The sequence below is a fragment of the Vibrio sp. Isolate33 genome, assembly GCF_022397895.1.
In the GTDB taxonomy this organism is placed as follows: domain Bacteria; phylum Pseudomonadota; class Gammaproteobacteria; order Enterobacterales; family Vibrionaceae; genus Vibrio; species Vibrio pomeroyi.
In genome coordinates this window covers 59175-81725 of the sequence record NZ_JAKEUP010000013.1, presented here as the reverse complement: position 1 = coordinate 81725, position 22551 = coordinate 59175, and the positions used below count along the sequence as shown (strand labels likewise).

General features: G+C 46.7%; 13 protein-coding genes. 2 read left to right on the top strand and 11 right to left on the bottom strand.

Annotated elements, in window-relative coordinates; all coding sequences use genetic code 11:
- Window positions 1–15 precede the first annotated feature (15 nt).
- Together carB and L1D37_RS17195 are read left to right on the top strand one after the other, a co-directional pair.
- Entirely contained in the window at window positions 16–3246 is a 3231-nt protein-coding gene (gene carB, locus L1D37_RS17200) for a carbamoyl-phosphate synthase large subunit (protein ID WP_061019048.1), read from the top strand.
- A 195-nt stretch (window positions 3247–3441) separates the two neighbouring features.
- On the top strand, window positions 3442–4221 hold the full coding sequence (locus L1D37_RS17195) for a TSUP family transporter (protein WP_102319698.1): 780 nt from the start codon (window positions 3442–3444) through the stop codon (window positions 4219–4221).
- On the opposite strand, the gene L1D37_RS17190 is transcribed toward L1D37_RS17195, so the two are convergent.
- The 11 genes from L1D37_RS17190 to gltB (L1D37_RS17140) all read right to left on the bottom strand — a co-directional run bounded on the left by L1D37_RS17190 (window position 4172) and on the right by gltB (L1D37_RS17140) (window position 22497).
- Window positions 4172–5017: a LysR family transcriptional regulator gene (locus L1D37_RS17190; protein ID WP_239848574.1), complete on the bottom strand. Its 846-nt coding sequence runs from the start codon at window positions 5015–5017 to the stop codon at window positions 4172–4174. The two genes, L1D37_RS17195 and L1D37_RS17190, sit on opposite strands and share 50 nt — an antisense overlap.
- Before the next feature lie 92 nt (window positions 5018–5109).
- The gene (locus L1D37_RS17185; protein WP_239848573.1) at window positions 5110–5691 is read right to left on the bottom strand and encodes a flavodoxin family protein; all 582 of its coding nucleotides are present in this window, start codon (window positions 5689–5691) and stop codon (window positions 5110–5112) included.
- Between the two features lie 255 nt (window positions 5692–5946).
- Window positions 5947–6564, bottom strand: coding sequence for a TRIC cation channel family protein (locus L1D37_RS17180; RefSeq protein ID WP_048658038.1), 618 nt, complete (start codon window positions 6562–6564; stop codon window positions 5947–5949).
- A gap of 74 nt (window positions 6565–6638) precedes the next feature.
- Window positions 6639–7499, bottom strand: a complete 861-nt coding sequence (gene btuF / locus L1D37_RS17175) for a vitamin B12 ABC transporter substrate-binding protein BtuF (RefSeq protein WP_239848572.1) — start codon at window positions 7497–7499, stop codon at window positions 6639–6641.
- 1 nt (window position 7500) lies between these two features.
- Window positions 7501–8454, bottom strand: a complete 954-nt coding sequence (locus L1D37_RS17170; RefSeq protein ID WP_239848571.1) for a cobalamin biosynthesis family protein — start codon at window positions 8452–8454, stop codon at window positions 7501–7503.
- A 10-nt stretch (window positions 8455–8464) separates the two neighbouring features.
- The gene (gene mtnN / locus L1D37_RS17165; RefSeq protein ID WP_239848570.1) at window positions 8465–9160 is read right to left on the bottom strand and encodes a 5'-methylthioadenosine/S-adenosylhomocysteine nucleosidase; all 696 of its coding nucleotides are present in this window, start codon (window positions 9158–9160) and stop codon (window positions 8465–8467) included.
- A 126-nt stretch (window positions 9161–9286) separates the two neighbouring features.
- Entirely contained in the window at window positions 9287–9715 is a 429-nt protein-coding gene (locus L1D37_RS17160; RefSeq protein ID WP_239848569.1) for a DUF1499 domain-containing protein, read from the bottom strand.
- A 444-nt stretch (window positions 9716–10159) separates the two neighbouring features.
- Window positions 10160–11572 carry an FAD-dependent oxidoreductase gene (locus L1D37_RS17155; RefSeq protein WP_145575403.1) on the bottom strand — a complete coding sequence of 471 codons (1413 nt, stop codon included), beginning with the start codon at window positions 11570–11572 and terminating at the stop codon, window positions 10160–10162.
- A gap of 16 nt (window positions 11573–11588) precedes the next feature.
- A complete protein-coding gene (gene gltB, locus L1D37_RS17150) occupies window positions 11589–16052 on the bottom strand; it encodes a glutamate synthase large subunit (protein ID WP_239848568.1) in 4464 nt (1487 codons plus the stop codon).
- A gap of 428 nt (window positions 16053–16480) precedes the next feature.
- Entirely contained in the window at window positions 16481–17950 is a 1470-nt protein-coding gene (locus L1D37_RS17145) for a glutamate synthase subunit beta (protein WP_017630242.1), read from the bottom strand.
- Complete coding sequence (gltB, locus tag L1D37_RS17140; RefSeq protein ID WP_239848567.1) at window positions 17950–22497, bottom strand: glutamate synthase large subunit; 4548 nt, start codon at window positions 22495–22497, stop codon at window positions 17950–17952. The genes L1D37_RS17145 and gltB (L1D37_RS17140) overlap by 1 nt, the downstream gene beginning before the upstream one ends.
- Window positions 22498–22551 lie beyond the last annotated feature (54 nt).

The following is a 22551-nucleotide window of genomic DNA, read 5'->3' as shown; positions in this document are numbered from 1 at the left end:
TCGGAGTAGTAGACAATGCCAAAACGTACTGACATTAAAAGTATTCTTATTCTAGGTGCTGGCCCGATCGTTATCGGCCAAGCATGTGAGTTCGATTACTCTGGTGCTCAAGCTTGTAAAGCGCTTCGCGAAGAAGGTTACCGAGTTATTCTTGTAAACTCGAACCCAGCGACAATCATGACAGACCCAGACATGGCCGATGCAACTTACATCGAACCTATCCAATGGGAAGTTGTGCGTAACATCATCGCTAAAGAGAAGCCTGATGCAGTTCTACCTACTATGGGTGGCCAAACTGCATTGAACTGTGCTCTAGACCTAGAAAAGCACGGCGTTCTTGAAGAGTTCGGTGTTGAAATGATTGGTGCAACGGCTGACGCTATCGATAAAGCAGAAGACCGTTCACGCTTCGATAAAGCAATGAAAGCAATTGGCCTTGAGTGTCCAACTGCTGATACAGCGAAAACGATGGAAGAAGCTTACAAAGTTTTAGACATGGTTGGCTTCCCTTGTATCATTCGTCCATCGTTCACGATGGGTGGTACTGGTGGCGGTATCGCTTACAACAAAGAAGAATTTGAAGAAATCTGTCGTCGTGGTTTGGACTTATCTCCAACTAACGAACTTCTTATCGATGAATCACTTATCGGTTGGAAAGAGTACGAGATGGAAGTGGTTCGTGACAAAAACGACAACTGCATCATCGTATGTGCGATTGAAAACTTCGACCCAATGGGTATTCATACAGGTGACTCAATCACTGTGGCTCCAGCTCAAACGCTGACAGACAAAGAATACCAACTAATGCGTAACGCATCTCTAGCAGTGTTGCGTGAGATTGGTGTTGAAACAGGTGGTTCAAACGTACAGTTTGGTATCAACCCGAAAGATGGCCGTATGGTTATCATCGAGATGAACCCACGTGTATCTCGCTCTTCTGCACTAGCATCTAAAGCAACAGGTTTCCCAATCGCTAAGATTGCAGCGAAACTGGCTGTTGGCTTCACGCTAGACGAGCTAATGAATGACATCACTGGCGGCGCAACGCCAGCATCATTCGAACCAACAATCGACTACGTAGTAACTAAGATTCCTCGTTTTAACTTCGAGAAATTTGCAGGTGCTAACGACCGTCTAACGACGCAAATGAAGTCTGTTGGTGAAGTTATGGCTATCGGCCGTAACCAACAAGAATCTCTACAAAAAGCACTTCGCGGCCTAGAAGTTGGCGCAACTGGTTTTGACGAAATGGTAGACCTAGACGCACCTGATGCTCTAACGACTATCCGTCACGAACTGAAAGAAGCTGGCGCAGAGCGTATTTGGTACATCGCTGACGCATTCCGTGCTGGTATGTCGGTAGATGGTGTATTCAACCTAACGCAAATCGACCGTTGGTTCCTAGTTCAAATCGAAGACATCGTTAAGCTAGAGCAAGAACTGAAAGCGAAAGGCTTTGCTGGTCTGAACAAAGACGAGCTAAACAAGCTTAAGCGCAAAGGTTTTGCAGATGCTCGCCTATCTAAGATTCTAGGTGTAGCGGAAAGCGAAATCCGTCGTCTACGTGACCAATACGATATCCACCCAGTGTACAAGCGTGTAGATACGTGTGCGGCTGAGTTCTCTTCTGATACGGCTTACATGTACTCATCTTACGATGACGAGTGTGAAGCGAACCCAACAGACAAAGACAAGATCATGATTCTAGGCGGCGGTCCAAACCGTATCGGCCAAGGTATTGAATTTGACTACTGTTGTGTACACGCATCACTAGCACTACGTGAAGATGGCTACGAAACTATCATGGTTAACTGTAACCCTGAGACTGTTTCTACAGACTACGATACATCTGACCGTTTGTACTTCGAACCAGTAACACTGGAAGACGTACTAGCAATCGCTCGCGTTGAGAAGCCAAAAGGCGTTATCGTTCAGTACGGTGGGCAAACGCCACTTAAACTGGCTCGTGCTCTTGAAGCTGCTGGCGTACCAATCATCGGTACTAGCCCAGACGCAATCGACCGTGCAGAAGACCGTGAGCGTTTCCAAGTTGCTGTAGACCGTCTAGGCTTACTTCAGCCAGAAAACGCAACAGTAACAACAATGGAGCAAGCGGTTGAGAAATCTCGCGAAATCGGCTTCCCACTTGTTGTACGTCCTTCTTACGTACTTGGTGGTCGTGCGATGGAAATCGTATACGACGAGCAAGATTTACGTCGCTACTTCAACGAAGCTGTTAGCGTATCAAACGAATCTCCAGTACTACTTGATAGCTTCCTAGACGACGCTGTTGAAGTAGACGTAGATGCGATTTGTGACGGTGAACGCGTAGTTATCGGCGGTATCATGGAGCACATCGAGCAAGCGGGTGTTCACTCAGGTGACTCAGCATGTTCTCTTCCTGCATACACGCTAAGCCAAGAGATCCAAGACGTAATGCGTGAGCAAGTTGAAAAGCTAGCGTTCGAGTTGGGTGTTCGTGGTCTGATGAACACTCAGTTTGCTGTTAAGAACAATGAAGTGTACCTAATCGAGGTTAACCCTCGTGCAGCACGTACGGTTCCATTCGTATCTAAAGCAACTGGCGCGCCAATCGCTAAGATTGCCGCTCGTGTAATGGCGGGTCAATCGCTAGAGTCTCAAGGCTTTACGAAAGAAATCATCCCACCTTACTACTCAGTGAAAGAAGTTGTACTTCCATTCAACAAGTTCCCTGGTGTTGACCCACTGTTAGGTCCAGAAATGCGCTCTACTGGTGAAGTAATGGGTGTTGGCGCGACGTTCGCAGAAGCATACTCTAAAGCTGAATTGGGTTGTGGCAACATCTACCCAGAAGGCGGCCGTGCACTTCTTTCTGTTCGCGAAGGCGACAAAGAGCGTGTTGTTGACCTAGCATCTAAGCTATCTAAGCTTGGTTACCAACTAGACGCAACACACGGTACAGCGGTTATCCTTGGCGAAGCGGGTATCAACCCACGCCTAGTAAACAAGGTACACGAAGGTCGTCCTCACATTCTTGACCGTATCAAGAACAACGAGTACACGTACATCGTGAACACAGCTGCTGGTCGTCAAGCGATTGAAGATTCTAAAGTACTTCGTCGTGGAGCACTTGCTGAGAAAGTTAACTACACGACTACGCTAAATGCTGCATTCGCGACTTGTATGGCGCACACTGCAGACGCGAAGACGTCAGTAACTTCAGTTCAAGAACTACACGCACAGGTTAAAGCTTCTCAAGCTTAATCGTCTAAAGTGTATCGCTGTTAAGCGGATATAAATGCTCAAAGCCCACTCTCCGGAGTGGGCTTTTTTATGCCTGTTATCTAGCATGTGTTAAATGATGAAAATCAGGAATAGATTAGAATCTTGTGTTTCGTTGTTGATCGTTTGCTCACGGTGGTAACTTGTCGCTATACGAGAATTTAAGGCGTTGGGTATATGGAAATCACTCTGGAAATATTGGCTATCTTGTTTGTTGTTGCAACGGCAGCAGGCTTTATTGATGCAATGGCTGGCGGCGGTGGGTTGTTGACTCTACCTGCATTGCTCGCGGCTGGAGTGCCACCCACGCAAGCACTGGCGACTAACAAACTCCAGAGCTCATTTGGCAGTTTCTCAGCGAGTTGGTATTTCGTGCGTAACGGTATCGTTAGTATTAAGGAGATGCGCCTCGCTATCTTTTGTACTTTTATCGGTTCGGCTATTGGGGCAGAGTTAGTTCAATACATCGATGCGAGTCTTCTGACCAGTGTGATCCCACTGTTGCTTATCGCTATCTCTCTCTATTTCTTATTAGCGCCACAAACCAGAGCCTCTGAAGGTAAACAAAAGATCTCCGAGGCGATGTTTGCGCTATGTGTGGGCGGCGGTGTTGGTTTCTATGATGGTTTCTTTGGCCCAGGCACAGGCTCAATCTTCACAGTTTGTTTTGTAGCGATTGGTCATTTCTCATTAGTCGATGCTACGGCGCGAACTAAAGTATTGAATTTCACCTCGAACATCGCTGCACTGATTTTCTTTATTTTGGCTGGCTTGCCTATTTGGGAGTTAGGATTAGTGATGGCGGTTGGTGGTTTTATGGGGGCTCAGCTTGGCGCCAAAGTCGTGGTGACAAAAGGGCAGAAATGGATTCGCCCCCTTGTGATCGTAATGTCGATGCTAATGGCTTCTAAACTGCTTTGGGAACAGCATCAACAATGGATTCTATCAGTATTTTAACTCTCGGAGACTGATAGCTATTTGGTCTCACACAGATATGAATCGGTCGAATTAAGCCTGCTAATTCAGGGAAGCTATACAGGTATTGAGGCTCAATATTGAGTGTTTTTACGATAGAGAGCGGGATTAACGCTGGCCCAGTCCCGCCCAATGCAAGCTGCGCTGCTGCTGTGTAGGCATCCATCTCCATCAAGGGTTTTATGCCGAATTTTTCCAACACAGATAATTGATAAGAGTTAGCAGGGTTGGTCATATCGTTGGTAATGACCAATGGAGGAAGAGCCTTGAGTGACTGCTTACTTACAATGTAAAACGGCTCATCAAACAGGTGGAAGGTCATCAATCCATGATGCGGTGGCAATAAGCCTGCGCACAACCCTAGAGTTGCCTTGCCTGATTGCACTCGCTCTATGATTCTAGGTGTGTGGTTGGTGGTAATGGTGATGTATTTATCTTGCTGGATAAAGTGCCCCATCATCTCACCTAAATAGCCTGCGATCAGAGATTTAGAGCTGTCTAAGGTGATGAGAGTAGTATCTTCCAACTCTTGTTGTTCATAAATAAGACCGCGAAGCTCATTGAACGTGGGGCCGATACTCTCGATCAATGCAACCGCATCCGGCGTCAGTTTTATCTGTCGGCCACTCGGCTCGATGAGCTTTTTACCTAGTTTCTTTTCTAAATTCGCAATCCGTTTGCTGACCGCTGATTGGCTGATATAAAGCAAACTGCCGGTACGGCTCATCGTCTTTGCTTTACTCAATACCAATAGAGTTTCGATTCCTTCGAGTAGCATTTAGTAATATTCATGAAAGTTGGGAATGATTGAATCAAGTTACCTGAAACGACATTCATTCTCTAGTCTTGAGCTCATAGATATCACACAAGCTATGAACTTTGAACCAAGCTCGCGATGCGTTGACCAAAATAGAAAGCGGTTTTCAGGTCATTTGCATTAACGCTGTTGTTTGTTGAGGTTGGGGCTTCATCGACACTGGCAACCAAGCCAATGCTCGAACCTGTGCGATTCAGCCCTAGGTCGTCGATGTGTTTAGATACATCAAGCCCTGCCCAAATCATGCCATGTTGGCAAGCTAGAGTGAAAAAGCTGAGTAGGGTTTGTTGTTGCTCTCCGTTGAGGCTGCCACCTGTGGTAAAGCCTGCAGCAAGTTTGTTTCTCCATGATTTCTTACCGTAGGTATCACTGGTCGCGTCCATAAAGCTTTTAAACTGAGCAGCGGGTGACCCCATGTAAGTTGGCGCGCCAAAGACAATCGCATCGCAGCTGTCTAATGCTGTGAGCTTATCGTCATTGTCATACCTTCCTTCAATGATTTCAGACGAGAGAACCTCGATGAGCAGTGCCGAGCTAGGCAGTTGAGAGTTTACTCCCTCTGCGATGAGCTCTGCTACTTGCTTGGTTGCCCCACATTTAGAGAAGAAAACAATTCCAATTTTATTACTGCTCATCCTTAAACCCTCGTAGTTAGCATTAGTAAGTAAATATCTTTATAAAGTCATTTGTTTACTAATATAGTCTGGTAATTAGATAAGTAAACAAAAAACATTATTAACTGGATTGGAATTTGGAAACGAGAGAGGGACTTTGGAAAGTGAAATTGAGGAATTCGTATTTAATGACAGATGTTTATGAGTGAATTAGAAGATGAAGTAGAATTAAAAAAGGCCCCTTACGGAGCCTTTTATCAATTGTGTAGCGCTAGCTTATTTGATGGCGAACGTCGGTAGCGATAAGTGCCAGCGAATAGCCCCAAGCCTAATCAGCAGTGTTGAGAATACACCGGCTAAAAATGCTGTTTCTGAGTCGTGGCCCATGCTGATTGCCATGGTGTGGAAAGCACCACCAATAATACAAGCGGTCGCGTAGACCTCACTTCTTAAGATCATCGGCACTTCACGAGCAAGCACGTCACGGATAATACCGCCACCACAACCGGTGATGACACCCATGATAATGGCCACCAATGCAGAGTCTTGGTAAATCAGTGCTTTTTCTACACCAATACCCACGAATACCGCTAGGCCTATTGCATCACATACTGGCAGTATCCACCAAGCCAGACGTTTGGGGCGTCTTACAATGATCATAGTTAGCAAGCAGGTAATGATGATTACCCAAAGGTAGGTGGTGTCAGTGATCCAAAACACTGGAGTTGCACCCAATGCCATGTCACGAATTGTACCGCCGCCAATTGCGGTTACACTGCCTAGAACGGCTACGCCAAAGGGGTCCATCTTAAGACGGCCTGCGACAAAAACGCCTGAAATAGCAAAGATGGCGGTGCCAAATAAATCGATAATATAAAGCAGCATGGAGTCCATGATACTGGTGCTCTTATAGTTAAAATTGTAGGGACAGGTCGGTGGCGAATTGTACGAAAAAACGCAGCAAAAAGTTAGTGATTTTGCCTAGCTCTATCGAAGAAATCGCACACTTGTTGGATCGCTTGCAAAGTTCTGGTTGTCGGGCGATTAATCCAATCTGAATTGAGTGACCAAATCTGATCTTGAGCGACAGCTGGGATCTCTTCTTCCCAAGTTTGCCACATGGTTCCGTTCTCGATTGCGTGCTGAGACGTGAAGATCACTTCAGGTTTCTTAAGTACAACTTGTTCGATGCCAACTTGCGGGTAAGGGGAGGCGCTGTCTTCAAAAATATTGTGACCACCACAAAACTCAAACACCTCACTTGGCCAATGCCCTTGAGCCACAGTGATGATCGGCTTTTCGCTAAGCTGATAGAAGTAGTTTACAGGTTTGGCGTCTTTATATTTTAGTCTTAACGCGTTGAGCTGTTCTTTGTATTGCTTGGCATTATTTTCACCGATACTCGGATCGCTTGCGTACTGGCTGAGTTGTTCAATATTGGTCGCGATACTGTCTAGGCTTTTGGTTTTTGAGTAGTAAATATTGAAACCAAACTGCTCTAATTTCGCGAGTTCTCTAGGCGGGTTGCCTGCAGGCCACGCAAGAATCAGATCTGGCTGCAGTGCGATGATTTTCTCAACCTTGATGCCTTGATAGTTTGCCACCTTCTCAAGCTTATCAGCCTCTGGTGGGTAATCACTTCGCTCGCTCACTGCGATAAGGTTGTCACCTAGGCCAGCGCTGTATGCAAGCTCGGTTGCGTGAGGAGCGAGGCTGATGACACGTTCGGCCGTCACGACTTCTGTCGCAAGTGAAGTGGGTGCCCAAAAACTGAAGCTGAGACTGAACGCGAGGGCTGTACATCGTGTAACAAGTTGAGAGGGTTTCACTTTAAATCCCTTGGTGAATAATGAGTAAGGCTAGGCTTTGTAAGAATATCCAGATAGCGATGCGACCAAAAAGCAGCTTTTGAACTTGAGATAAGTGCAGCGCTGATGGGGCGATTCTGCCGCCTAATTTTGCACGAATGGCTTTGGTGTTGTCATAAATGGCAGGGCCACCCAGTGATAACTCCAGCTTGTTCCCTACGGCTGTAATTAACCATGCTGGACCGGGTAGAGGCCAAGAGCGACTCTGAACGAGCATCATCTTAAATGTGTGAGACGCTTTATCACCACAGACGATCATCAAGGCAAACAAGCGCATTGGTATAAATTCTAGGATAGCGACGATCTTGATTGCCGTTGAGCCGAAAGGAGAGAACTGTTTACGGCTTGGTGACCAAGCTCGAGCTAACTCGACAATCAGGCGATACATCAATGCGGCGATACCACCACCGATGGCGTACCAGAACAGCACACAAACCACGTTACGAGCGTAACCCATAATGATGGTTTCTGTAGCGGCTTTGCCTAGGCCAAGTGATGAAAGTGATTCGGTCTGACGATTGACAATTGGATCCAGTAACTGACGAGCGGCAGCTTTATCTTCTCGACCAAGTGCCTTGATCAACTGATTAGCCAGCTTTTCATTGTTACGCCAATCAATGGCGAGTAATAGCAGTGCTAACTCAAATAGCTGAGATTGCCAAACCAAAGGTTGTAAGGCCAACAGAATAACCAGAGTCGGTAATACCATTAATCCCCAGGCTAACGTGCCCGAGATTAGGCTTTGGGAATAGTTTTGGTTGTTATTAACCTTGCTTGCTAAAAGCTCAGCAAACTTATGCCATAAGGTCGTGGGGTGTGCGGCATGAGGGATAGGTAAAATTAAATGAAAAAGCAGTGCTCCCCACATTACAAGGAGCACGCCATTTGCAAATACCTGATCAAACAGTGTTTGCATGTCTAGTCGCTTACTTTAGTAGGGCAACCATTTTGATAACCATTTCAGAAGAGCTTTGTGCTGCTAGTGGCAAGAACTCTTCGAAGCTCATTGGTGATTCTTTATCTGCAACGTCAGAGATTGCACGCACAACCACGAATGGAACTTGGAATTGGTGACAAGCTTGAGCAATCGCAGAAGCTTCCATCTCTACAGCAACCACTGATGGGAAGTGCTTACGGATGAACTCTTGGCGTTCAGCGGTGCAAACAAATGCGTCGCCAGTACAGATCAGGCCGCGAACAGCGTGCTTATCTTCCATTTGAGATAGCGCTTGTTCAGCCACTTGCATCAGTTTGTAGTCAGCTTTGAATGCTGCAGGTTGACCTGCCATTTGACCGATTTCGTAACCGAAAGCCGTAACGTCTGCATCGTGGTGACGAACTTCAGTCGAGATAACGACATCGCCAAGGTTCAGTGTTGAATCAAAACCGCCAGCAGAGCCAGTGTTTAGAACGACATCTGGTTGGTATTCGCTTAGTAGGATTGAAGTACCAACGGCTGCTGCTACTTTACCAATGCCTGATTGAAGCAAAACAACGTCAACACCATTTAGCTGACCAGAGAAAAAGGTACAACCGCCTTTATTAACTTCAGTAATGTCTGAAATTGCTGCTTTTAGGATCGCAACTTCTTGCTCCATTGCGCCAATGATGCCGATTTTCATGTGTAGTCTCTTAATAAAAATATTTAAACAGTAGAGCGAAATTGTAGCATGGATGAGAAGTGTCGAGCGACAACCCTGAGGCACTTCTCATCCGAATAGCTGCGATTTATCTACGTATTCTTTTATCTATTTGATTAGGCCTTCGCTTTTTAGGTTTGCACGAAGTTGTTCAGCACGTTTTCGGTTCACACCAAAATCAGAATGACCAGTACGAGACTCAGAACGCACGATCAGTTTGCCATCGGTGATTTTAAGTTCTAAGTCATCGACAAAGCGCATGATGCGAGAGGTACATTCGACACGCAGGTAATCTTCGGTTTTGTTGGCCGTTTTCGCGCCCGGCAAGGTCAGAGCAACTTGCTCAATGGCATCAAGGCTTGCTGAATCTGATAACTCAAACGCGGCCAATGTATGCTGCTCACGGTCATCTTGAGTTGATACGCAGTTTGGTTTGTCTCCACAAGGTGATGAAGTTCTGTCTTTCATGTCCGTGATTCCTTGGCTGCATGCGGTTAACGTTAAAAGTGATAGCGAGAGGAGAGCGGCTTTTTTCATAGTGTTTCCTATGGCTTGTTTTTAATTCTAATTGTAGTTATCGGTATTGGCTTATTTGTAATTCTTTTACGTATTTTCGTTATGCTTGTGATCAAACGTGTCGAATTGAAAAAAGGATCCATGCTTGGATCCTTTTTTTATAGTAACGGCTTGAGTAATAAAGGAAACCTTATACTAGGGCGTGTTGACCTTTCGTGGTTAAATTTTGTTCGAGATAAAAGCGTTTTAATCGCGGCGAGGGGGAAGTAGCCTAGTCACTCTAAGCAAATCTCCCTCAACAAAGAGTAAAACGCTTTTAGCCGAACCCTTCGGGCAGCGTTTGCTGGTCATTTCTACTACGTTATCGGCTTCTCATGTAGGCTAGCTACACATCGACGCCTCTGCCTTGTATAAATGCCCAGCAACTCGCTGCAAAAATCAGCTCGAAAGATCAACACGCCCTGGTCACACTTCTAGGTAATCTAATATCCCTTCCGCGGCTTTGCGGCCTTCATCGATAGCGGTCACTACCAAGTCAGATCCTCGAACTGCATCGCCACCTGCAAAGATCTTGCTGTTGGTGGTTTGGTATTGAAACTCTTGTTGTCCGGGAGCCTTGATTCGTCCCCATTGATCAAGCTCGACACCGAAAGGTTCTAGCCATTCCATAGCATGGGGTTGGAAACCAAATGCCATGATCACTGCATCGGCTTCAAGAACATGCTCACTGCCTTCGACAGGTTCTGGACGACGACGGCCTGCTTCATCAGGTTCACCCAAAGCGGTTTTCACGACTTTTACACCAACCACATGACCAGCGCTGTTAAGCTCTAAACCAATAGGTTGGAGGTTGAACTTGAACTTTACACCCTCTTCACGTGCATTCTTCACTTCACGGCGAGAACCCGGCATGTTGGCTTCATCTCGGCGGTAAGCACACACAACATTAGCTGCATGTTGGCGAATCGAGGTTCTTACACAGTCCATCGCAGTATCACCACCACCAAGCACGACTACTTTCTTGCCTTGCATGTCGATGAACGGAGTTGGGTTTTCTAAATCCATTACCTTGTAGGTGTTAGAAATTAGGAAAGGCAGAGCATCATAAACGCCCGGTGCATCTTCGTTATCTAAACCCGCACGCATGTTTTTATAGGTGCCGACACCTAAGAAGACAGCGTCGTAGTCATCGACCAATTGCTGAAGTTGTACATCTTTGCCGACTTCGGTATTCATTTGGAACTCAACGCCCATCTCGCTAAAAATACGGCGACGATTTTCCATGATGCCTTTCTCAAGCTTGAACGATGGAATACCAAACGTCAGTAGGCCACCGATCTCTGGGTAGCGGTCAAATACAACAGCTTTTACGCCATTACGAACTAGGATGTCAGCCGCCGCTAGACCTGCAGGTCCCGCACCGATGATCGCGACCTTTTTATCGGTCCATTCAACGTGAGACATGTCTGGCTTCCAACCCATCTCGAAGGCTTTGTCGGTAATGTACTTTTCAATATTGCCTATGGTTACCGCACCAAAATCATCATTGAGGGTACAAGAGCCCTCACACAAGCGGTCTTGAGGACACACTCGACCACATACCTCAGGCAGGCTGTTGGTTTGGTGAGACAATTCAGCGGCTTCGATAATACGCCCTTCATTGGCAAGCTTAAGCCATTGAGGGATGTAGTTGTGAACAGGACATTTCCATTCACAGTATGGGTTACCACAGTCTAAACAACGGTCTGCTTGCGCTTTCGCTTGTTGTTTGGTGAAAGGTTCGTAGATCTCTACAAACTCAATCTTACGTATCTTGATTGGTTTCTTCGCTGGGTCTACGCGATTCACATCAATAAATTGGTATACATTCTGGCTCATTATTGGCTCCTTCCAATTATTGCGCTTGAACACGAAGTTCAGCTGAGCTGCGGCTTTGGTGGCCGAGCAAGGTGTTCAGATCCGCCGTCTTCGGCTTCACTAGGTAGAACTTCGGAATCCATTCATCAAAGTTCGCCAGAATAGCTTCAGCGTGTACTGAGCCTGTTTCTTCTAGGTGTTCTGCAATTAAGCCACGCAGATGTTCTTGGTGGATAAATAGGTCAGACAGAGAAAGTGCCTCGACCGATTCGTTATTTACTCGACCTTGGAAGTCTTCATTCTTATCCATGACATAAGCAAAACCACCGGTCATACCCGCGCCGAAGTTGACGCCAGTTGCGCCAAGAATGGCAACAATACCGCCCGTCATGTATTCACAGGCGTTGTCACCCGCACCTTCAATGACCGCAACCGTACCTGAGTTACGTACGCCAAATCGTTCGCCAGCAGTACCTGCTGCAAATAGTTTGCCTCCAGTTGCGCCATACAGACAGGTGTTACCTATGATGGTCGCTTCGTTACAAGTAAATGCGGTGCCTTGGTGAGGCTTGATAACCACTTTGCCGCCAGCCATGCCTTTGCCAACATAGTCATTGGCATCGCCTGTTAGGTAAAGCTCTACGCCACCTGCGTTCCAAACTGCAAAAGATTGGCCTGCTGTACCATCGAGGTATAACTTGATTGGTGAACCTGCCATCCCTTGGTTGCCGTATCGCTTAGCAATTTCGCCAGAGATACGTGCGCCAATCGAACGGTCTGTGTTGATCACGTTGTAGTAAAGGCTGGTGGACTGTCTTTTCTCGATCGCATCGAGTGCATCATCCAGAATCTGTTGGTTGAGTTGCGCCTTATCAAATGGTGCGTTTGGCTCAGTCCAAAATAGTGGGTGACCTTCTGGAGAAACTGGAGCTTCGAGTATTGATGAGAGATCGAGTTTGCTCTGTTTCGCTGTGAGACCTTGAACAGCTTCAAGCAGATCAGTGCGACCAATCAGGTCGGTGAGTTTTTCTACGCCAAGCTCTGCAAGGTATTGGCGAACTTCATCGGCTAGGCCAGTAAAGTAGTTCACCACCATATCTGGTAGACCTTTGAAGTATTCGCGGCGCAGTGTTTCATCTTGAGTCGCAACGCCTGTCGCACAGTTGTTTAGGTGACAAATTCGTAGGAACTTACAGCCCATTGCAACCATCGGCGCTGTACCAAAACCAAAGCTTTCAGCACCTAAAATCGCGCCTTTAATCACATCGAGACCAGTTTTCAAACCACCATCGACTTGCAGGCGGATCTTATGACGTAGCCCATTAGCAACCAATGCTTGCTGGGTTTCTGCTAACCCTAGCTCCCAAGGACAACCTGCGTATTTCACCGAAGTCAGTGGGCTTGCCGCGGTACCGCCATCGTAGCCAGAAATAGTGATCAAATCGGCGTAGGCTTTTGCTACACCTGTCGCGATCGTACCAACACCCGGTTCAGACACTAACTTCACTGAAACCAAGGCTTTAGGGTTGACCTGTTTAAGGTCGAAAATCAGCTGCGCTAGATCCTCGATAGAGTAAATATCGTGGTGTGGAGGAGGGGAAATCAGAGTGACACCTTGAACTGAGTATCTCAGTTTGGCGATTTCTGCCGTCACCTTATGGCCTGGCAGCTGCCCTCCTTCACCGGGTTTCGCACCTTGCGCGACTTTGATTTGCAGAACATCCGCGTTGGTTAAATAGTGCGGAGTCACGCCAAAACGACCAGACGCTATCTGTTTAATACGCGAGTTACGGTCGGTACCAAAGCGTCGTGGATCTTCACCGCCTTCACCAGAGTTTGAGTAACCACCCAAGCGGTTCATCGCCATCGCTAATGCTTCATGCGCTTCTGGGCTTAGAGCACCAATCGACATCGCTGCCGAGTCAAAGCGCTTAAAGAGGTCACTACTCGGCTCGACTTGTTCAAGTGTTAGTGGTTTATCGGCTTTTTTAAGGCTCATTAAGTCACGTAACATCGCGGCAGGGCGAGCATTTACCTGCTTAGCAAAAGATAGGTAATCCGAAGTTTCGCCAGTTTTAACTGCGGTTTGCAGTGTGCCGACCACATCTGGGTTATAGGCGTGGTATTCACCGCCATGCACGTATTTCAGTAAACCACCGTGCTCGATTGGTTTACGCTTAGTCCACGCTTTACGCGATAAGTTATAAATATCTTGTTGGAAATCGCTAAAGCTTGCACCTTGGATTCTTGTAGTAACTCCGCGGAAACAGAGCTCAACAACATCGGAATGTAGGCCAACGGCTTCGAAAAGCTGCGAACAGCGATATGAAGCAATCGTAGAGATACCCATCTTCGACATGATCTTATACAGACCTTTGTTGATGCCGTTTTGGTAGTTTTGCATCACGGTGCGATAGTCTTTGTCTAAGGAGCCATCATCCAACATTTTACCTAATGCTTCATAAGCCAAGTATGGATAAACCGCGGTCGCACCGAAGCCAAGTAGCACTGCGAACTGGTGTGGGTCACGAGCAGTTGCTGTCTCAACCACGATGTTGGCATCACAACGCAGGTTGGTATCAGCAAGTCTTGTTTGAACCGCACCAACCACCATGGCTGCAGGGATTGGTAGTTTGCCTTTTTCTAAACCTTTGTCCGACAGCACAACCAAAACCGCACCCTCGCGGACTTCTTGCTCTGCACTATCACATACCGCTTTGATCGCTTGTTCAAGGTCTTGATGGTTAGGGTCGTAGTGCATGCTGAGAATGACATGACGGTAATGCTTTTGACTTAACTGCAGAAGCTGCTGCATGTCCGAGTAAAGCAGTACTGGTGAATCAAACGTGACACGATAGGCGTGACCGTCTGTCTCACAGAACACATTCATCTCTTTACCAATACTGGTCGCCAAAGACATCACGTGTTTTTCACGCAATGGATCGATCGGAGGGTTGGTGACCTGTGCAAACTTCTGACGGAAGTAATCAGTAACCAGACGCTCTTTTGAAGAGAGCACAGCCATTGGTGTGTCGTCGCCCATTGAGCCTACTGCTTCTTGTCCCATGTCACCAAGTACACGCAGTACTTGGTCTAATTCCTCGTTGCTCATCGCAAACTGTTTTTGGTAGGTCTTGAGCGTGTCATCGTCAAAGCTACGCTTACCGACTTGGTCATCTTGCAGCGCAGAAAATGGCGTTAACTTGTGAACGTTTTTTTCCATCCATTCTTTATATGGGTGGCGGCCTTTGAGGTCATTGTCGATCTCATTAGATTGCCATAGCTTGCCGCGGCGAGTATCTATCACCAGCAACTCACCCGGTCCAACACGGCCTTTTTCTGCAACTTCATCCGGTGCGTAATTCCAGATACCGACCTCAGATGCCAGCGTGATTAGATTGTCTTTAGTAATCACATAACGCGCTGGGCGCAGGCCATTTCTATCGAGGTTACATGCGGCGTAACGACCATCTGAAAGTACGATGCCAGCAGGGCCATCCCATGGTTCCATGTGTTTGGAGTTGAAGTCGTAAAAGGCACGCAGATCTGGGTCCATGTCTGGGTGATTTTGCCAAGCGGGCGGAACAAGCATACGCATCGCTCGGAACACATCCATACCACCGGCGAGGAACAGGTCGAGCATGTTATCTAGGCTTGAAGAGTCTGAACCTGTCTCATTCACAAAAGGTGCAGCGGTTTGCAAATCGGGAAGCAGCGGTGAAGAGAATTTATAAGCACGAGCCTTGGCCCATTGGCGATTACCTTCAATGGTATTGATCTCACCGTTGTGCGCCAAATAGCGGAATGGCTGAGCCAGTGGCCAACGTGGTTGGGTATTAGTTGAGAAACGCTGGTGGAACAGACATATTGCAGATTCCATACGTAAGTCTGCAAGATCGAGGTAAAATCGAGGAAGATCGGCAGGCATACATAGACCTTTGTAGACCATTACCTGTGTTGAAAGGCTACAAATATAGAAATCTTTGTCTTCGGTGATCTGCTTTTCAATTCTGTGACGAGCAATGTATAGGCGGCGCTCGATATCACGCTCACGCCAACCTGCAGGTGCTGAGATAAACACTTGTTGAATGTTTGGCACTGAGTCTTTTGCGATGGGACCCAAAACGTCGGTGTTAGTCGGCACGACACGCCAACCTGCGACGGTGAGTGTCTCTTGAGCGAGCTCTTTATTGACGATGTCTTGCGCGGATTGCGCTTTGATTGGGTCTTGGCTGAAGAAAATCATGCCGACAGCGTATTGTTTACCGAGGTTGAAGTTATTCTCTTCTGCGATAATTCTGAGGTACGAGTCTGGCTTCTGTAGTAATAAGCCACAGCCATCTCCGGTTTTACCATCCGCAGCGATACCACCACGGTGTGTCATGCGATCTAGGGCTGAAATAGCAGTTCTTACCAACTTATGACTAGGTTGGCCTTTCATTTGCGCTATTAAACCAAATCCACAGTTGTCTTTTTCAAGACTAGGATCATATAGAGCCATTGCAATTCTCCCTTTTGCTTCTCTGTCATCCAGACAGTAAATGACTAACTATTCATGTACTTGTTGTTTTTTGTAAACTGATAGTTTGCTTTAGCCAGTTAAAACGTTATTGGTTGTGTTAACAAAACCGATTGATTTTATTTTCATCAGCTTTACAACGTATAGCTAATTGTGTTTAAGGTCAAGTTCATGGTTAATTATCATGCATAAACGCGATTAGCCACTTAATAATCTAAAATAGTCGATGGATATCAATGAGATATGCAAGGTGAATGTTAATGATATTTAACATATACAACAGGGTGTTTTTGAAAACGCCGAAGACCAGATAGAAAAAAGGCTAGCATCGAGTGCTAGCCAAATATAAAAGTTAGGAAGGGTGTTGCTTTTCCTCTAGACTAACTTCATTGACGCTAGCCCGAGAAATATTATGCGGAAAGCATGAGTGAATCAGCTTTCGCTTCTAAGTTTGAGTTACCCATTAAGAAGTCATCAATAGCAATTGCACATTCACGACCTTCATTAATACAACGTACCACTAGAGACTGACCAGTACGCATATCACCAGCCGCGAAAACGCCTTTCTGGTTGGTTGCGTAACCTTCAGAAGCGACGTTACCGCGCTCGTCCAGTTTAATGTCTAGTTGAGCTAGCACACCTGTTGGCTCTGGGTGTAAGAAACCCATCGCTAGGAATGCCATATCACAAGGGATAACACGTTCTGTGTTCGCCACTTCATCAAAGCTTGGGCGCTCACCAGGTTTCGCATCTTGCCAAACGATGTCTGCGATACGTAGACCCGTCACTTGACCTTGCTCGTTACCGATGAACTCTTTAGTCAAGATGTTCCAGTGACGCTCACAACCTTCTTCGTGAGAAGTCGTTGTCTTCATGATCATTGGGTATTGAGGCCAAGGCATATTTGCAGGGCGCTTCTCTGGTGGGATCGGCATGATCTCTACCTGAGTAATGCTTGCTGCTTTATGACGGTTTGAGGTGCCTACACAGTCAGAACCCGTATCACCACCACCGATAACCACAATGTGCTTATCTTGAGCGTGAATCTCTTCTGTTTTTAGGTCTAGGTCGTTGGCACGACGGTTGTTTTGACCAAGGAATTCCATCGCAAAATGAACGCCTTTTAGCTCACGACCTGGAATTGGTAGGTCACGAGGAACCGTAGAACCACCTGTTAGTAGAACTACATCAAACTCTTGACGCAGTTGTTGAGCGTTAACATCAACACCGATGTGCTGGTTTACTTTAAACTCAACGCCCGCTTCAGCCATTAGATTAATTTTACGATCAATCACGTCCATACCCAGTTTGAAGTCTGGGATACCGAAACGCAGTAGGCCGCCAACTTTCTCGTCACGTTCAAATACCGTCACTGAGTGACCAGCACTGTTCAGTTGCTCAGCAGCGGCTAGGCCAGCAGGACCTGAACCGATAACAGCCACTGTTTTGCCTGTGCGAGAACGAGGTGTTTTAGGTTTTGCGTACCCTTCACGGTACGCAGTTTCTACAATTGTTTTCTCGATATTACAGATAGTGATTGGGTCTTGGTTGATACCTAGTACACAAGCACTCTCACAAGGAGAAGGGCACACACGACCTGTAAATTCAGGGAAGTTATTGGTTGAGCTTAGGATGTTCCAAGCCTCTTCCCAGCTGTCACGGTAAACCGCATCATTGAATTCTGGGATGATGTTACCAATCGGACAACCGCTGTGACAGAAAGGTACGCCACAGTCCATACAACGAGATGCTTGAGTATTGATCTTGTCACCAAACTCTTCGTTAAGTACGAACTCTTTGTTGTCTTCGATACGAACTGACGGGTCGAGCTTTTTTGGAAGCTCACGACCGTGTTCTAAAAATCCAGTAGGCTTACCCATTATACTGCCTCCACTTCTTCCGTTTGTGCTTGTTGTGCTTCAGCTTTACGCTTCTCAAGAACTGCTTTGTAGTCGCGTGGCATTACTTTAATTAGTGATGCAACACTTGCTTCAAAGTTGTCTAGGAAAGACTGAGCAACTTCACTTCCTGTGAATTCAACGTGCTTGGTTAGCATATCTAGTAGAAGATCTTTATCTTCTTGTTCAATTGGATCTAGGTCTACAAGTTCAGAGTTAAGCTTGGTTTCGAAGTCGCCCGCTTTATCCCAAACATAAGCGACACCGCCACTCATACCCGCAGCAAAGTTACGACCTGTTGAACCAAGGATAATAGCAACACCGCCAGTCATGTATTCACAACCGTGGTCACCAACGCCCTCAACAACAACCTTCGCGCCTGAGTTACGAACACAGAAACGTTCACCAGCCATACCGCGAATGAAAGATTCACCTGAGGTAGCACCGTAGAAACATACGTTACCAACCACGATGTTATCTTCAGCAACGATAGAAGATTTTGCATCTGGGTACAGTACCAAAGTACCGCCAGACAGACCTTTACCCCAGTAATCGTTCGCGTCGCCTTCTACTTCGAACTTAACGCCTTTCGCAAGGAACGCACCGAAAGATTGACCAGCACTACCGTGGAACTTAACGTTCATTGGTTGTGGTAAACCTTGGTCTTTGTAAACCTTCGATATTTCGTTAGACAGCATGGTACCCGCAGAGCGGTCCGTGTTGATGATAGGGAAGGTTGCATTTACAGCTTCACCTTTCTCAAGAGCAGGAATCGCAGCTTGGATCAACTTACGGTCTAGAACATCTTCTAGGTTGTGGTTTTGTTGTGTCTGGTTGTAGATACCATCTTCTTCACGAGCCTGCTCAATGTGCAATACAGGTGTTAGGTCTAGGTTCTTGTACTTCCAGTGGCCGATGTCGTCACGAACTTTAAGTTTGTGCGATTGACCCACCATCTCATCGATAGAGCGGAAACCAAGTTCAGCCATTACTTCACGTAGGCCTTCAGCCATGTATTGGAAGAAAGTCACTACGTCTTCTACGCGGCCGTCGAAACGCTCACGTAGAGTCTTGTTCTGTGTTGCGATACCAACAGGACATGTGTTCTTGTGACACTTACGCATCATGATACAGCCTTCAACAACCAATGCTGCTGTTGCTACACCCCATTCTTCCGCACCAAGTAGTGTTGCTACTGCAAGATCACGTGGTGTTTTCATCTGACCATCAGACTGAACAACGATACGGTTACGTAGGCCGTTTTTCAGTAGTGTTTGGTGCGTTTCTGCTAGGCCCAGTTCCCAAGGCAGACCAGTGTGACGGATAGAAGACATCGGAGATGCACCCGTACCACCATCAAAACCTGCGATAAGTACTACGTCAGCTTTCGCTTTTGCTACACCCGATGCAATCGTACCTACGCCAGCTTCTGATACTAGCTTCACGTTTACACGACCGTTGCGGTTCGCGTTTTTCAGATCGTAAATTAGCTGAGCCAAATCTTCGATTGAGTAAATATCGTGGTGTGGTGGTGGCGAGATAAGACCTACGCCCGGAGTTGAGTGACGCGTTGCGCCGATCCAATCATCAACCTTATCACCAGGTAGTTGACCACCCTCACCAGGTTTCGCACCTTGAGCCATCTTGATTTGCAGCTCATCAGCGTTAGATAGGTAGTAAGACGTTACACCAAAGCGACCAGAGGCCACCTGTTTGATTGCTGAACGTTCCCAGTCGCCGTTTTCTTTACGTTCGAAACGTGCTGGATCTTCACCACCTTCACCTGAGTTTGATTTCGCGCCAATGCGGTTCATCGCAACAGCCAGTGTTGAGTGAGCCTCATGCGAGATTGAACCAAAGCTCATTGCGCCAGTAGCGAAACGCTTAAGAATGTTCTCGATTGGTTCTACTTCTTCTAGAGGAATAGAGCCTGCAGGGTTTTTGATGAAATCAAGTTGGCTACGTAGTGTTGCTGCGTTGTCGCCTTGGTCATCGACTGCTTTTGCGTACTTCTTGAACTGACCGTAATCTTTGTTACGCGTCGACTCTTGAAGTAGAGAAATCGTTTCTGGGTTGAATAAGTGTTTCTCACCACGTTGTTTCCACTGGTAAACACCACCAACATCAAGGATTTGAGCTGGGATTTCACGAGCTGGGTAACCAACACGGTGGCGAACAAGCACTTCACGTGCGATATCGTCGATCGTTAGACCTTGGATACGAGAAACAGTACCTGTGAAGTATTTTTCAACCACTGATTTGCTTACACCAAGTGCTTCAAAGATTTGTGCACCGTGGTAAGACTGCAGCGTAGAGATCCCCATCTTGGAGAAGATCTTCAGTAGACCGCCGTTAACACCTTTACGGTAGTTATCGAAGAACTCGCGTGGGTGTACGTTTGGATCTAGCTTCTTAGTACGTTGCAGTTCAACAATCGTTTCAATCACTAGGTATGGGTTAACTGCGTTCGCACCGTAACCGATAAGCGTTGCAAAGTGGTGTGTTTCACGAGCATCACCCGTTTCAACAACGATGTCACACTTAGCACGTAGGCCTTTACGGATTAGGTGGTGGTGAACCGCGCCAACCGCCAGCATTGCCGGGATAGCTGCGTGGTTAGAGTTAACCGCACGGTCTGTCAATAGGATGATAGAGTAGCCATCAATGACAGCGTCTTCTGCGTATTGGCAGATACGCTTAAGTGCGCGCTCTAACTTACCTTGGTCGCCATTTGCCTGGAATACGATATCCAGCGTCTTCGCTTGAAGGTGCTCGTTATCGATTGCACGCAGCTTTTCTAGCTCAGAGTTAGACAGTACTGGAGACTCAAGCTCTACTTTTTGACAGTGCTCAGGTGTTTCAGCAAGTAGGTTCTGATCTTTACCTAGGTAAGTGTTCAGAGACATAACCATACGCTCACGAATCGGGTCGATCGGCGGGTTAGTTACTTGAGCAAACAGCTGCTTGAAGTAGTTTGAAAGGTGCTGCGATTGGTGAGAAAGAATCGCTAGCGGCCAGTCAGCACCCATTGCAGAAAGCGGCTCATAGCCTGTTTTCGCAAGAGGTAGAATGATTTCGTTTACTTCTTCAGAGCTCACACCAAACGATTGTTGTTTGTGCAGAAGCTTCTCTGGAGAAGGTTGGCTAAATTCGTTGCTCGCGTCTGGTAGCTTTTTCAAGCTCAGAAGGTTTTCTTCAACCCATTTCTCGTAAGGTTGTGCTTTCGCGATGCCATCTTTCACTTCTTCATCAGAAATGATTCGGCCTTGCTCAAGGTCAGCAACGAAGATACGGCCTGGTTGTAGACGACCACGGTACTCAACGTTTTCTGGTGCGATTTCAACAACGCCAGACTCAGACGCCATTACTAGGAAATCGTCTTTTGTCACTGTGTAGCGAGAAGGGCGCAGACCGTTACGGTCAAGTGTTGCACCTACTTGAACACCATCAGTAAAACATACAGATGCTGGGCCATCCCATGGTTCCATTACGTTCGCGTGGTACTGGTAGAACGCGCGACGAGTTGGGTCCATGTTTTTGTTTTCTTGCCATGCTTCCGGGATCATCATCATCAATGCGTGTGGCAGAGTACGACCAGACAGAACCAGAAGTTCAAGTGCCATATCGAAGTTTGATGAATCCGAGCTACCTTCCTGACAGATAGGCAGTAGCATGTCGATTTCAGCTTGTGTGAATAGATCCGATTCAAGGATCGCTTCACGCGCTTTCATCCAGTTTAAGTTGCCGCGAACCGTGTTGATTTCGCCATTGTGCGCGATGTAACGGAAAGGCTGAGCTAGACGCCAACGTGGGAATGTATTGGTAGAGAAGCGAGAGTGTACAAGTGCTAGAGCTGTCACCATGGTTGGGTTTTGCAGGTCTAGGAAGTACTGAGGAACTTGTTCTGTTGTTAGCTGACCTTTGTACACCAATGTCTTGTAAGACATAGAGTTGATGTAGAAGTCATCACCGATATTTGACACGCTTTCTAGGCACACACGAACGGTGTAGTTACGTAGAACATACAGTTTGCGCTCAAGCTCTTCTGGAGTAATACCAGGGCCGCCAGAGATAAATACGTGTTCAAATTGAGGTTCAGTGCTTAGTGGGTCAGCACCAATCATTGAGTTGTCAGTTGGAAGTTCACGGTAGCCGATAACTTCTAACTCTAGGCGTTGTGCATTGCGTTCTAGAATGTCACGACACTGTGCACGTTTGTGTTCATCTTTAGGGAAAAGTACAACACCAACACCATATTTTTCAAAAGATGGCAGTTTAATTCCAAGCTTTACGGCTTCTTCTAGTAAGAATTCGTGCGGCTTCTGTAGCAGGATACCTGCACCATCACCAGAACACGGATCGCAGCCTTGGCCACCACGGTGTTCCATACGTGCAAGCATATCGAGTGCTTGAGTTACTACATCATGAGATTTGCGATTCTTTAGATGCGCAACAAAACCGATACCACAAGCGTCATGCTCCAGTTCAGGAGTATACAGACCCTGTGAGTTCTGCTCTTGATCTACCATAGATACATCCTTCCAGTTAAATCTAGGCGCAACTTCTTTGTATAAAGTCAGCCT